The following is a 12,809-nucleotide window of genomic DNA, read 5'->3' as shown; positions in this document are numbered from 1 at the left end:
TCAGCGCCCTTCTTCGATCCAGGTGGCCTGGGGCCCGTCGAGCACGATGTCCCAGTGGTAGCCCATCGAGAACTCCGGCACCGACAGGCTGTGGTCGTACGTCGCGACCAGCCGTTGCCGGGCCGCGTCGTCCGTCACCGACTGGATGATCGGGTCGTAGGGGAAGAGCGGGTCGCTCGGGAAGTACATCTGCGTCACGAGCCGCTGGGTGAACGCCGAGCCGAAGAGCGAGAAGTGGATGTGGGCCGGCCGCCAGGCGTTGACGTGCTGGCGCCACGGGTACGGTCCCGGCTGGACGGTGGTGAAGCGGTAGTGGCCCTCGGCGTCGGTGAGCGTGCGGCCCACGCCGGTGAAGTTCGGGTCCAGCGGAGCGTCGTGCTGCTCACGCTGATGGGCGTAGCGACCCGCCGAGTTGGCCTGCCATATCTCCACGAGCTGGCCGCGCACCGGGCGGCCGTCGCGGTCGAGCAGCCGGCCCGAGACGGTGATGCGCTCACCGATCGGCTCGCCGTCGTGCTGCCGGGTGAGGTCGTTGTCGACCTCGGTGATGTCCCGCTCCCCGAACGCCGGGGAGGACAGCTCCACCAGCTCCGGGTCCTTGCTGACGTCGATGGTGACCGGCGGCCGCTTGGGGTGCCGGAGCACCGAGGAGCGGTACGGCGCGTAGTCCCGCCGGGGCTGATGCTCGACGGGACCGCCGTCGGCGAGACGCTTCTCGTACGCGGCGTGCTCGGCCGCGATCTCCTGATCGATGTCGTGCTGTGTGAGAGTCATGGAAATCCCTGAGATTCTTGAGGGTCGTGCCCCGTCAGGGGCGCGGGGAACCGCGCGACCAGCCACATGCGGCCCGCAGTCTCGAACGGCGCTAGCGCTCCAGGACCAGCGCAAGCCCCTGGCCCACGCCGATACAAAGCGTGGCGACACCAACGCCACTGCCCCGCCGGGCAAGCTGATGAGCGACCGTGCCGGCGAGTCGGGCCCCGGACGCACCCAGCGGATGGCCGAGGGCGATGGCCCCGCCCTGCGGGTTGAGGATCGAGGGGGCGAACTCGGGCCACTCGGCCACACACCCCAGCACCTGCGCCGCGAACGCCTCGTTCAGCTCCAGCACGGACAGGTCGCCGAACCCCTTGCCCGCCTTGGCCAACGCCCGGTTGACGGCCTCGACGGGCGCCAGTCCGAAGTAGTGCGGGTCGGTCGCGGAGACACCGGTGGCGGACACCCGGGCCAGCGGCTCACGACCCGTGGCCTTCAGACCCTCCTCATCGACCAGAAGAAGGGCCGCCGCCCCGTCGTTGAGCGGTGAGGCGTTGCCCGCCGTCACCGTGCCGCCCTCTTTGCGGAAGGACGGCTTCAGCTTGGCCATCGAGGCCAGGGAGGCATCCGCACGGACACACTCGTCGGCGGCGAAGACCACCGGATCGCCCTTGCGCTGCGGGACCGCTACCGGTGTCAACTCACTCTCGAACAGTCCCTGTTCCCGCGCCCGCGCGGCCTTCTCATGGCTGTGCAGCGCGTACTCGTCCTGCTGCTCGCGGCTGATCTTGTGCTTGTCGGCGATGAGTTCGGCCGACTCGCCCAGCGGGATCGTCCACTGCGGCTCCATCCTCGGGTTGACCATCCGCCAGCCCAGAGTCGTGGAGTACAGCTCGGTGTGCCCGGCAGGGAAGGCCTTGTCGGACTTGGGCAGCACGAACGGTGCCCGGGTCATCGACTCCACACCACCCGCCAGGGCGATCGAGGCGTCCCCGACCGCGATGGCGCGGGCCGCCTGGATGACCGCCTCCAGGCCGGAGGCGCACAGCCGGTTGACGGTCACGCCCGGCACCGAGGTGGGCAGGCCCGCCAGCAGGGCGGCCATGCGGCCGACGTTGCGGTTCTCCTCACCGGCGCCGTTGGCGTTGCCGAAGTACACGTCCTCGATCCGGCCCGGATCCAACTCGGGTGTGCGGGCGAGGAGTTCGCGGATCGCGTGCGCCCCCAGGTCGTCCGGGCGGACCGAGGCCAGGCCGCCGTTGTAGCGGCCGATCGGGGTGCGGACCGCGTCGACGAGGTAGACGTCCTTCACTTCACACCCTCCGGCACACTCAGCTCGGCGTCGGTCCGGGCGACGATCTCGCCGGCGCTCACACCCGGTGCGGTCTCGACCAGGACGAGCCCGTCCCCGGTGACGTCCAGGACGCCGAGGTCGGTGATGATCCGGTTCACACACCCCTTGCCGGTCAGCGGCAGGGCGCACTCGGTGAGGATCTTCGGGGAGCCGTCCTTGGCGGTGTGGGTCATCACGACGACGACCGTACGGGCGCCGTGCACCAGGTCCATCGCCCCGCCGATCCCGGTGATCAGCTTGCCGGGGACCGCCCAGTTGGCCAGGTCGCCCCGCTCGGAGACCTGCATCGCGCCCAGCACCGCGACGTCGATGTGCCCGCCCCGGATCATCGAGAAGGACAGCGCCGAGTCGAAGAAGGACGCGCCCGGCAGGACCGTCACGGTCTCCTTGCCGGCGTTGATCAGGTCCGGGTCGACACTGTCCTCGGTGGGGTAGGGGCCGGTGCCCAGGATGCCGTTCTCCGATTCGAGGACGACCTCGACGCCCTCGGGCAGGTAGTTGGGGATGAGGGTGGGCAGGCCGATGCCGAGATTGACGTACTGGCCGTCCCGCAGCTCGCGCGCGGCCCGCGCGGCCATCTGTTCACGCGTCCAGGCCATCAGTTGCTCACCGTCCGCCGCTCGATCTTCTTGTCCGCCGCCTGCTCAGGGGTGAGCGCGAGCACCCGCTGCACGAAGACGCCGGGCAGATGCACCGCGTCCGGATCGATCTCCCCGGGCTCCACCAGCTCCTCCACCTCCGCGATCGTCACCCGCCCGGCCATCGCCGCCAGCGGGTTGAAGTTCCGGGAGGACTTGTTGAAGACCAGGTTGCCGTGCCGGTCGCCCTTCGCCGCCCGGACCAGGGCGAAGTCCGTACGGATACCGCGCTCCAGCACGAACTCCTCGCCGTCGAACTCCCGGACCTCCTTCGGCGGCGAGGCCAGCGCGACACCGCCCTCACCGTCGTAGCGCCACGGCAGACCGCCCTCGGCGACCTGCGTACCCACCCCCGCCGGGGTGTAGAAGGCGGGGATCCCGGCACCGCCGGCCCGCAGCCGCTCGGCCAGCGTGCCCTGCGGGATCAGCTCGACCTCCAGTTCCCCGGCCAGGTACTGCCGCGCGAACTCCTTGTTCGCGCCGATGTAGGACCCCGTCACCCGGGCGATCCGGCCCGCGGCGAGCAGGACCGCAAGACCCGACTCCATCGCCCCGCAGTTGTTGGAGACCACCGACACCCCGGCCACCCCGCGCTCGTACAGCGCCTGGATCAGCACGTTCGGCACACCGCTCAGCCCGAAACCACCCACCGCGAGCGACGCGCCGTCCGGCACATCGGCCACCGCCTCCAGGGCTGTGGCGACCACCTTGTCCATCCGAGAAGCCCCATCTCTTCCGAGCGCCCCCGACCTTGATTAGTCAGCGCACTGAGTATTTCCGTGAAGCTCCTTTCACGCTGCCATCGCCACAGCGGGGCGTCAAGACCTCGGCATATGCGCCTCTGATCCCTTGTGTAGCCAGCAGACAGCCCGGGAGTGGGCCGGTATTGTTCAGTGCACCAACGAAAACGACCGAGGGGTGCACATGGCGGCGGCCGACCTCACCACCCACCCCGGGCACCTGGCCCGGCGGCTCCAGCAGGCGCACTACCTGCTGTGGAACACGATGGTCTCCGAGGAGATCACCTCTCCCCAGTACGCGGTCCTCAACACGCTCGTCGCCGAGCCCGGCCTGGACCAGCGCACGGTGGGGGAGCGGGTGGGGCTCGACCGGTCCACCATCGCCGAGGTGATCAGCCGGCTCATCCGGCGCGAACTGCTCGACAAGGTCCGTGACCCGCAGGACGGCCGCCGCTTCCTGCTGCGTCTCACGGAAGAGGGCGTACGCACTCACCGCAAGCTGACCGTGCGCACCGCCCGGATGAACCAGATCTTCCTGGCGCCGCTGACCGCCGAGGAGCAGACGGTGTTCTTCGACCTCATCCGGCGCGTGTCGGACGCGGCCGAAGGGCTGCGCAACCCGGGGGAGCCCCTGGTGGCGCCCCGCTGACCGGCGCGGCCCGCGCGGGCCGGTCAGGGCGCCTTGGCGTACACCACCCACACCTGGCCCTTCGCGAAGTTCACGGGTGTGCCGTCGCGGGTGGTGAACGCCGTGCCGTCCGTGGCGTCCTCGCGATCCCAGTTCACGTCGTAGGCGCGCCCGTCGCGCAGCACCTTCGCCTTCCCCGAGCCCACCGTCTCGGTGTACGGCGTGTTGTTGCCGAGGAAGTCCCGGAAGGCGGACTCGCGCACCTTCACGTACTGCACGACGACCGTCGCGGCCGCCATCCGCTTGCCGTCGGCCGTCGTGGCGGGCGTGCCGTCCATGCCGACCAGCCAGCGGTCCCGGGAGTCCGACCAGGCGAAGGTGAAACGGGCCGCCGGATAGCGCACCGTCTGCGAGGTCGTCGTGGTGCCGCCCGCCGGGGCGGAGCCGTAGCGGAAGCCGGTGGTCAGTGCGGCCCGGCCCGGGGCTTCCGGCACGATCCGCTCGGGCCGCACATAGAGGTTGTGCGGGGCGGACCGGTCGGGTTCGCGGAAGAAGGCGTCGGAGGCGCTGCCCGGCGTCGCCGTCCGCAGCGGTGCCTTGTCGATCAGCGGCAAGAGCTTCGTCTGGGCGCCGGAGAAGGCGAGTGTGGGCCGGTCGAACTGGCGCAGCAGCTCCAGATCCGACTCACGGGCGCTGCGCACCGGGCCGACCGCCTTCGGCAGCTTCGTCGCGTACACCGCCATCAGGCGGCTCAGTCCGCCCTCGACCTGCTCCACGTACACCACGTCCGCGGCATCGACACCCGTGGGCGGGCGGGCCGAGGCGGCGTTGTCGATCTTGACGGCGAGTACGGAGCCGTCGGTCGGCGTGGGTGACGTGCCGCGCTCCGACGCGCTGGCCGAGCCCCGCCCGTCGTCGGGCGGCCCGCCCCCGCTCGTGCAGCCCGCCGCCAGGGCCGCCGTCACCGTGGCGGCCAGCAGCGCCGCTGTCGTCGCGGACCACCGTCCGCGCGCCTCTCGTCCCATGCCCACCGTCGCCACCGCGCCTCATGTCAGCTTCTTGTTCTGATTGTGCGCTTATCTGAGCATTGATGGCCATGTCCGATTGTTTCTGAACGGACGGTGTCCCCGTCGCGTCCGTCGATCGGCTCAAGGTTCAGTGCGGGGCACCCGGGTACCCGGGCCTCTCCGAAACGGCCGAGCCGAAACGACCGACGCGCACGCCGACGGAGGGAGCGCGAGGCGATGAGGGCAGTGACCTGGCAGGGCAAGCGGGACGTGCGGGTGGAGAACGTGCCCGATCCGACGATCCAGGAGCCGACGGACGCGGTCATCCGCATCACCTCCACCGGGTTGTGCGGGTCCGACCTGCATCTGTACGAAGTGCTCACGCCGTTCATGACACCGGGGGACATCCTCGGCCATGAGCCCATGGGCATCGTCGAGGAGGTCGGCGCCGGTGTCCCGGACCTCCAGGCCGGGGACCGGGTCGTGGTGCCGTTCCAGATCGCCTGCGGCAACTGCTGGATGTGCCTCACCGGCCTGCCCACCCAGTGCGAGACCACCCAGGTCAGCGGCGAGGGCATGGGCGCCGCCCTGTTCGGCTACACCCGCCTGTACGGCGCCGTGCCGGGCGCCCAGGCCGAGTACCTGCGGGTCCCGCAGGCGCAGTTCGGCCCGATCAAGGTCCCGGAGGGCCCGCCCGACGACCGCTTCGTCTACCTCTCCGACGTCCTGCCCACCGCCTGGCAGGCGGTCGCCTACGCCGACGTCCCGCAGGGCGGCAGCGTCGCCGTGCTCGGCCTCGGACCCATCGGCGACATGGCCTGCCGCGTCGCCCGGCTCCGGGGCGCCGGACGGGTGTTCGGCGTGGACCGGGTCACGGAGCGGCTGCGCCGGGCCCGCGCGCGAGGCGTGGAGACGTACGACCTCAGGTCCTTCGACGACGAGAAGGAACTCGTCGCCGCGATCCGCGACGAGACCGACGGCCGAGGCCCCGACGCCGTGATCGACGCGGTCGGCACCGAGGCCCACGGCAGCGCGGCCGCGCGCATGGTACAGAACGCCTCGTCGATCCTGCCCCGCAAACTGAGCGGCCCGCTCGCCGAACGCTTCAGCGTCGACCGGCTCACCGCCCTCCACACCGCCATCGACCTGGTGCGCCGCGGCGGCACCCTCTCGCTGTCCGGCATCTACGGCGGTCTGGCGGACCCGCTGCCGCTGCTCACCCTGTTCGACAAGCAGGTCCAGATCCGGATGGGCCAGGCCAACGTCCGCCGCTGGAGCGACGACATCATCCCGTACCTGACCGACGAGGACCCCCTCGGTGTCGAGGACTTCGCCACCCACCGGCTGCCGCTGTCGGAGGCCCCGCACGCCTACGAGATGTTCCAGCGCAAGCAGGACGGCGCGGTCAAGGTGCTGATGCGGCCCTGAGCGCCCTTGATTCCTCAGGCAGGCGTCCTCAGGCGCCGAGGATCTCCGCCAGGTCGTAGCGGACCGGCTCCTGCAACTGCGCGTAGGTGCAGCTCTCCGGGGTCCGGTCCGGGCGCCAGCGGCGGAACCGGGCGGTGTGCCGGAAACGCTGCCCGTTCTCCATGTGGTCGTACGCCACCTCGGCCACCCGCTCGGGCCTGAGCGGCACCCACGACAGATCCTTCCGGCCCGACCAGCGGCTCGGCGCCCCGGGCAGCCGGGCCTTCTCGTGCGCGGCCTCCTCGGACCAGGCCGCCCACGGATGCCCCTGCGCGTCGTCCAGCCGCAGCGGCTCCAGCTCCTCCACCAGCTCGGCACGCCTCTTCATGGGGAAGGCGGCGGACACACCCACGTGCTGGAGGGTGCCCCGGTCGTCGTACAGGCCGAGCAGCAGCGAGCCCACGACGGGGCCGCTCTTGTGCAGGCGGTACCCGGCGACGACCACGTCCGCCGTGCGCTCGTGCTTGATCTTGAACATCGCGCGCGCGTCCGGGCGGTAGCGCACCGTCAGCGGCTTGGCGATGACACCGTCCAGGCCCGCCCCCTCGTACTGCTCGAACCACTGCCGCGCCACCTCGATGTCGGTGGTCGCGGGCGCCAGGTGCACCGGCGCCGTCACCTCCGCCAGCTCCCCGGCCAGCCGCTCCCGCCGGTCGGTCATCGGGACGTCCATCAGCGACTCGTCCCCCAGCGCCAGCAGATCGAAGGCGACGAGCGAGGCCGGCGTCCGTTCCGCCAGCATCCGCACCCGCGAGTCCGCCGGATGGATCCGCTCCGTCAGCGCGTCGAAGTCCAGATGCCCCTCCCGCGCGATCACGATCTCCCCGTCCACCACACAGCGCTCCGGCAACCGCTCCCGCACAGCCGTCACCAGCTCGGGAAAGTACCTGGTCAGCGGCTTGCCCGTACGGCTGCCGAGCTCGACCTCGTCCCCGTCGCGGAACACGATCGCCCGGAACCCGTCCCACTTCGCCTCGTACTGCATGCCCGCCGGGATCGCCGCCACGGACTTGGCGAGCATGGGCAGCACGGGGGGCATCACCGGGAGATCCATGCCTCGACTCTAAGAGCCGCCCCCGTGGTCCGCCTGTCGAGCGCGGAGGTGAAAGCCGCAGGTCAGGACGGGATCACCCGAGGATGCGGAGGTGGGGCCCCGGCGACACACTGGTACGTGGCGTGCTCTGATCAGGGGGCGGACGAGGAGGATCCGCGTGGACTTCGACCAGCTTCCGCTGAAGTCGCTTTTCACCGGCGCCGAGGACGCGCTGCTGTCGATGCTGGCCGACGCACCGGCCGAGGCCGTCGAGAAGGCCCACGAGTACAAGATCCTCCGCGATGTCCTGGACGGCACCCCGGCCGCGGTGGCCGTCCTCGACGAACGGCTGCGCTTCCGGTACGTCAACGACGCCATGGCGCGCATGAGCGGAGTGCCGCCCGACGCGTTCCACGGCCGGACCATGGCCGAGGTACTGCCGGGCATCCACCGCTCCGAGGACGTCCTGCGCATGGTCCTCGGCGACGGCCGGGCCCGGGCACTGTCCGTCACCGGCACCACACGCGCCCCCTCGCCGTTCCGGCAGCGGCAGTGGAGCGCGGTCTACCACCGCCTCGACCACGGCGACCGCGTGCTCGGCCTGTGCGGCATCGCGGTCGAGGTCAGCGGGCTGCGCCAGTACCTGGACGACCTGGAGCGGGCCCACCAGCGCCTCGCCCTGCTGGACACCGCCGCGACCAGGGTCGGCACCACACTCCGCGTCGAACAGACCTGCGCGGAGCTGGCCGACTTCGTCGTGCCGAGTCTGGCCGACCGGGCGTCCGTGTGGACCCTGGACACGGAGGGAACCGTCGACGACGTGCCCCCGCCGGCGCCCGGCGTCCTCCGGCTGCGGGTCATCGCCTCGGCGGGCGGCCCGGAGGTCGTCGGCCGCGTGGGACTGACCGCGAAGGCCGGATACTACTTCGACGTCGTGCGTGACTCGCCGACCCGGAGCTGCCTGGACACCGGACGCCCGTGGGTCGGGAACCTCGCCTCGGACGACGTCCTGCTGAAGATGGTGCGCACGCAGCTCAACGTGGAGGTCTTCCGCGAGGTCGGAATCCACTCCATCGTCGTGGTCCCCCTGCCCACACGAGAGCACCCGGTCGGAGTCCTGTACCTGCTCCGCGCCGGCGACTCGGCGCCCTTCACCGACGAGGACGTCGTCGTGGCCCAGGAACTCGCCGCCCGCGCCGCCGTCTCCATCGACAACGCCCGCCAGTACACCCTCGAACACACCATGGCGCTGGAACTGCAACGCGCCCTGATGTCCGAGCCCGGCACCCCGCACCCGGACATCGAGACGGCCTCCCGCTACCTCCCCGCCGGGCAACGCGCCCTCGTCGGCGGGGACTGGTTCGACTCGATGGCTCTGCCCTGCGGCCGCACCCTCCAGGTGATGGGCGACGTCATGGGCCATGGCTTCACCGCCGCCGTCGCCATGAGCCAGTACCGCTCCCTGCTGCGCACCATCGCCGCCTCCGGCGCCCCCGTCGAACGCATCCTCCAGGAGGCCGACCACCGGCTGGCGAGCATCGGCCTCGACCGGGTGGCCACCTGTCTGCTCGCCCTCGTCGACCCCGGCCAGGGCACCTGCACCTTCGCCGGCGCCGGGCACCCGCCGCCCGTGCTGCTGCACCCCGACGCCCCGGCCGAGCTCGTGCACGTCCCGACCGGACCTCCCCTCGGCACCGACCTCGGCGGATACGAGGCACTGACCCTTCCCGTGCGGCCCGGAACCGTGCTGCTCATGTACACCGACGGCCTGATCGAGGACCGCCGCAGGGACATCGACGCCTCGCTGCGACGCCTGACGCATCTGCGCCTCGACCTCGACGGTCCGCTGGAGAGCGTCGTCGACGCCCTCCTCGCACGCCTCGTGCACGGCACCACCGAGGACGACGTCACCCTGCTCGCCACCCGCCTGCGCGCCCCGTGACGCCTGAACGCTCCGCATGCGAGGCCCACGCGCTGCGCCTACCGTGACGAGCATGGGTGACGCGGTGGAACTGGAGGCGGGAGGCCGGACCGTACGGCTGTCCAGCCCGGACAAGATGTTCTTCCCGGAGCGCGGCTTCACCAAGCTGGACCTCGCCCGCTACTACATCGCCGTCGGCCCCGGCATCCTGCGAGCCCTGCGCGACCGGCCCACGACCCTGGAGCGCTACCCCGAGGGGCTGAACGGAGAGAACTTCTTCCAGAAGCGGGCGCCCAAGAACATGCCCGACTGGATCCCGACCGCGCACATCACCTTTCCCAGCGGCCGCAGCGCCGACGAGATGTGTCCCACCGAGGTCGGAGCGGTGGTGTGGGCCGCCCAGTTCGGCACCCTCACCTTCCACCCCTGGCCGGTACGCCGCGACGACGTCGACCACCCGGACGAACTCCGCATCGACCTCGACCCGCAGCCCGGCACCGACTACGACGACGCCGCCCGCGCCGCCCATGAACTCCGGGCGGTGCTCGACGAGTTCGGCGGACTGCGCGGCTTCCCCAAGACCTCGGGCGGCCGGGGCCTGCACGTCTTCGTGCCCATCGAACCGCGCTGGACCTTCACCCAGGTCCGGCGCGCCGCCATCGCCGTCGGCAGGGAGCTGGAGCGGCGCATGCCGGACCAGGTGACCATCAAGTGGTGGAAGGAGGAGCGGGGCAGACGCATCTTCGTCGACTACAACCAGACGGCACGCGACCGCACGATCGCCTCCGCCTATTCGGTACGGCCCCGCCCGCACGCCCCCGTCTCCGCGCCCCTGAGCTGGGACGAGGTGGGGGTCGCGCACCCCCAGGACTTCGACCTCGCGACCATGCCCGCGCGCTTCGCCGAACTCGGCGACGTGCACGCGGACATGGACGACCACCGCTACTCGCTGGAGACCCTGCTCGACCTCGCCCGCCGTGACGAGCACGACCACGGGCTGGGGGACCTGCCGTACCCGCCCGAGTATCCGAAGATGCCGGGAGAACCGAGGCGGGTACAGCCGAGCAGGGCCCGCAAGGAGAAGCCTCCTACAGCTCCTTGATCCGGATGTCCCGGTACGAGACCACATCCGTCGTGCCGTGCACCTGGAGCCCGAGGTAGCCGGAGGCGAACCGCCGCCCGTCCGTGCCCGGGTCGTCCGAGCGGGGCGGGGTGAACGCCTGGCCGCCGGTGTTGTCGAACTCGTTGATCAGCACACCGTTGCGGTACACCGAGTAGTGCTGGTCGACCACGCGGATCTCGTAGTCGTTCCAGGTGCCCTTCTGGGTCACGCCGGCACCGGCGAGCCCCACCCGGTCGAAGCCGTAGACCGACCCCGTCTTGTACATGTCGCCGTCGGGCCGGTCGAGCACCTGCACCTCGTGCCCGTACTTGATGGCGACCCACTCCGGCCGTGACTCCTCCGGGTGGTCGTGGACCCAGGGGAAGCGCACGAACACACCGGAGTTGGCGTTGCCCGTGCCCGGCGCGTCGTCACGCCACTGGAGCTTCAGCGAGAAGTCGCCGTACTTGCGCTCCGGGAACCACAGCATGCCCATGCCGGGCGTCGTGGTGCTGGAGGTGATCGTCCCGTCGGCGTTCAGCCCGAACGAGCCGCCGCCCACCTGCTGCCACTTGGCCAGCGACTCCGCGGTGCCGTCGAAGAGCGCGCGATAGCCCTCGGTCTGCCCCGGCTTGCCGATGCCGGACTGGCGGGCGGCCTTCCGGACGGCGTTGTACTCGCGCTGGTCGATCACGCCCTCCTTCAGCAGCGCGTCGAGGACGGACGTCACGTGCTTGAGGAACAGGGCGTGGGACGTCCACTCCTTCTCGTCCTCGATCAGCTCGCCGATCCGGCACCGGTTGTCGGTCACCCGGTTGCGCACTCCCGAGTCGACCGAGCCGACGATCACCGTCAACCGCTCGTCGTACTCCGGGCAGTCGGGCGCCGGGACCTGGCCGGAGACGACCGTGAAGGTCACGGTGCGCGCCGCCGCGGTATTGCCGGCCTTGTCGCTCGCCCGGTACGCCACCGTGTGGCCGCCCGCCCGGTCGACCACCACCGGGGCCGAGTAGGCGAGATACGGCCCGCCGTCGAGCGAGTACTCGATCTTCTCGACGCCCGAACCGTGCGCGTCGGTCGCCGTGACGGTCACCCGGGCGCTGTTGACGTACGCCCCGGCGGAGTTCTTCGTGCCCTCCACGGACACACCCGTCACCGGCGGGGTCGTGTCCTGCGGCGGTGCCGCGACGACCGTGAACCGCACGCTCTTCTCGGCCGCGACGTTGCCCGCCTTGTCGGTGGCGCGGTAGCGGACGGTGTGCGTGCCGACCTGGTGCACCATCACGGGCGCGGTGTACGGCTGCCAGGCGCCGGAACCGACCGCGTACTCGATCGTGTTGACCCCGGACCCCGTGTCGGAGGCGGAGACGGTGACCGTCGCCATGTCGATGTACGCCCCGTCGGGATCGCGCTCACCGCTCACCGTCGCCGAGGTCTCCGGCGCGGTCGTGTCGTCCGACTGCGGCGCCACGACCGTGAACGCCGCGCTCTTCTCCGCGGAGACGTTCCCCGCCTTGTCGAAGGCGCGGTAGCGGACCTTGTGGGCGCCGACCTGGTCGACGACGACCGGCGCGGTGTACGGCTGCCAGGCACCCGCGTCGCCGATCGCGTACTCGATCCTCTCGACGCCCGAGCCGCCCTCGTCCGTGGCCTGCAGCGCCACGCTCGCCGAGCCGACGTACTCGCCCTGCGTGTTCTGCGTCCCGCTCACCTGCGCCGACGCCTCGGGCGCCGTGGTGTCCTCGCCGGTGCCCTCGGTCACCACGAGGATGCCCTGCATCTGGCCGTGGCCGGGGATCGTGCAGTGATAGAAGTACCGGCCGGGCGTGAGCGTGACCTGGGCGGTGTGCTTGCCGCCCTGGGCGTCGTTCGGGTTGGCCAGGATGTTGAGCGTGACGTCGTCGTTGAACTCGGGATCGCTCGTCACGAACGTCAGCGTGTGCGGCATGCCCGTGGTGTTGCCGGTGGCCACACTGTTCTCGAACACGATCGTGGCCGTGCCCGCGACGGCTGTCTTGGGCGCCGAGAGGTACTTGTCGATGTCGTTGCCGGCCGTCCAGGTGAGGACCTGTTCGGCGGCCTTCGCCTCCGGCTGCCCGGACGCCGGCATCGCCTGCACGCCGAGCATCATGAGCAGGGCGGCCAGCAGGGCGGCCCAGATTC

The 12,809-nt window shown here is 71.1% G+C and carries 11 protein-coding genes; 4 read left to right on the top strand and 7 right to left on the bottom strand.

What is annotated here, in order from left to right; genetic code table 11:
* From pcaH to ACZ58V_RS10225, 4 genes are all read right to left on the bottom strand, one after another.
* On the bottom strand, positions 1 to 774 hold the full coding sequence (gene pcaH / locus ACZ58V_RS10240; RefSeq protein ID WP_468184325.1) for a protocatechuate 3,4-dioxygenase subunit beta: 774 nt from the start codon (positions 772 to 774) through the stop codon (positions 1 to 3).
* Positions 775 to 865: 91 nt separating this feature from the next.
* Positions 866 to 2,068, bottom strand: coding sequence for a thiolase family protein (locus ACZ58V_RS10235; RefSeq protein ID WP_471289426.1), 1,203 nt, complete (start codon positions 2,066 to 2,068; stop codon positions 866 to 868).
* Complete coding sequence (locus ACZ58V_RS10230; RefSeq protein ID WP_471289424.1) at positions 2,065 to 2,709, bottom strand: CoA transferase subunit B; 645 nt, start codon at positions 2,707 to 2,709, stop codon at positions 2,065 to 2,067. The genes ACZ58V_RS10235 and ACZ58V_RS10230 overlap by 4 nt, the downstream gene beginning before the upstream one ends.
* A complete protein-coding gene (locus ACZ58V_RS10225) occupies positions 2,709 to 3,464 on the bottom strand; it encodes a CoA transferase subunit A (protein ID WP_471289421.1) in 756 nt (251 codons plus the stop codon). The genes ACZ58V_RS10230 and ACZ58V_RS10225 overlap by 1 nt, the downstream gene beginning before the upstream one ends.
* A 208-nt stretch (positions 3,465 to 3,672) precedes the next feature.
* Between ACZ58V_RS10225 and ACZ58V_RS10220 the strand changes: the two genes are divergently transcribed.
* Positions 3,673 to 4,137 (top strand): MarR family winged helix-turn-helix transcriptional regulator, encoded by a 465-nt coding sequence (locus tag ACZ58V_RS10220; protein WP_468184334.1) that lies wholly within the window; start codon positions 3,673 to 3,675, stop codon positions 4,135 to 4,137.
* A 23-nt stretch (positions 4,138 to 4,160) separates the two neighbouring features.
* On the opposite strand, the gene ACZ58V_RS10215 is transcribed toward ACZ58V_RS10220, so the two are convergent.
* On the bottom strand, positions 4,161 to 5,141 hold the full coding sequence (locus ACZ58V_RS10215; RefSeq protein ID WP_471289418.1) for a DUF3048 domain-containing protein: 981 nt from the start codon (positions 5,139 to 5,141) through the stop codon (positions 4,161 to 4,163).
* 219 nt (positions 5,142 to 5,360) lie between these two features.
* Between ACZ58V_RS10215 and ACZ58V_RS10210 the strand changes: the two genes are divergently transcribed.
* On the top strand, positions 5,361 to 6,551 hold the full coding sequence (locus ACZ58V_RS10210; RefSeq protein ID WP_471289417.1) for a zinc-dependent alcohol dehydrogenase: 1,191 nt from the start codon (positions 5,361 to 5,363) through the stop codon (positions 6,549 to 6,551).
* A 28-nt stretch (positions 6,552 to 6,579) separates the two neighbouring features.
* On the opposite strand, the gene ACZ58V_RS10205 is transcribed toward ACZ58V_RS10210, so the two are convergent.
* Positions 6,580 to 7,644, bottom strand: a complete 1,065-nt coding sequence (locus tag ACZ58V_RS10205) for an ATP-dependent DNA ligase (RefSeq protein WP_468184342.1) — start codon at positions 7,642 to 7,644, stop codon at positions 6,580 to 6,582.
* Between the two features lie 157 nt (positions 7,645 to 7,801).
* Between ACZ58V_RS10205 and ACZ58V_RS10200 the strand changes: the two genes are divergently transcribed.
* Positions 7,802 to 9,565: a SpoIIE family protein phosphatase gene (locus tag ACZ58V_RS10200; RefSeq protein ID WP_468184344.1), complete on the top strand. Its 1,764-nt coding sequence runs from the start codon at positions 7,802 to 7,804 to the stop codon at positions 9,563 to 9,565.
* Between the two features lie 52 nt (positions 9,566 to 9,617).
* The gene (gene ligD / locus ACZ58V_RS10195) at positions 9,618 to 10,646 is read left to right on the top strand and encodes a non-homologous end-joining DNA ligase (protein WP_468184346.1); all 1,029 of its coding nucleotides are present in this window, start codon (positions 9,618 to 9,620) and stop codon (positions 10,644 to 10,646) included.
* On the opposite strand, the gene ACZ58V_RS10190 is transcribed toward ligD, so the two are convergent.
* Positions 10,633 to 12,777: an OmpL47-type beta-barrel domain-containing protein gene (locus ACZ58V_RS10190; protein ID WP_471289939.1), complete on the bottom strand. Its 2,145-nt coding sequence runs from the start codon at positions 12,775 to 12,777 to the stop codon at positions 10,633 to 10,635. The genes ligD and ACZ58V_RS10190 overlap by 14 nt on opposite strands.
* Between the last annotated feature and the right edge of the window lie 32 nt (positions 12,778 to 12,809).

It is taken from the genome of Streptomyces sp. NPDC040589, from assembly GCF_055594445.1.
This window is presented reverse-complemented; position numbering and strand designations above follow the sequence as displayed.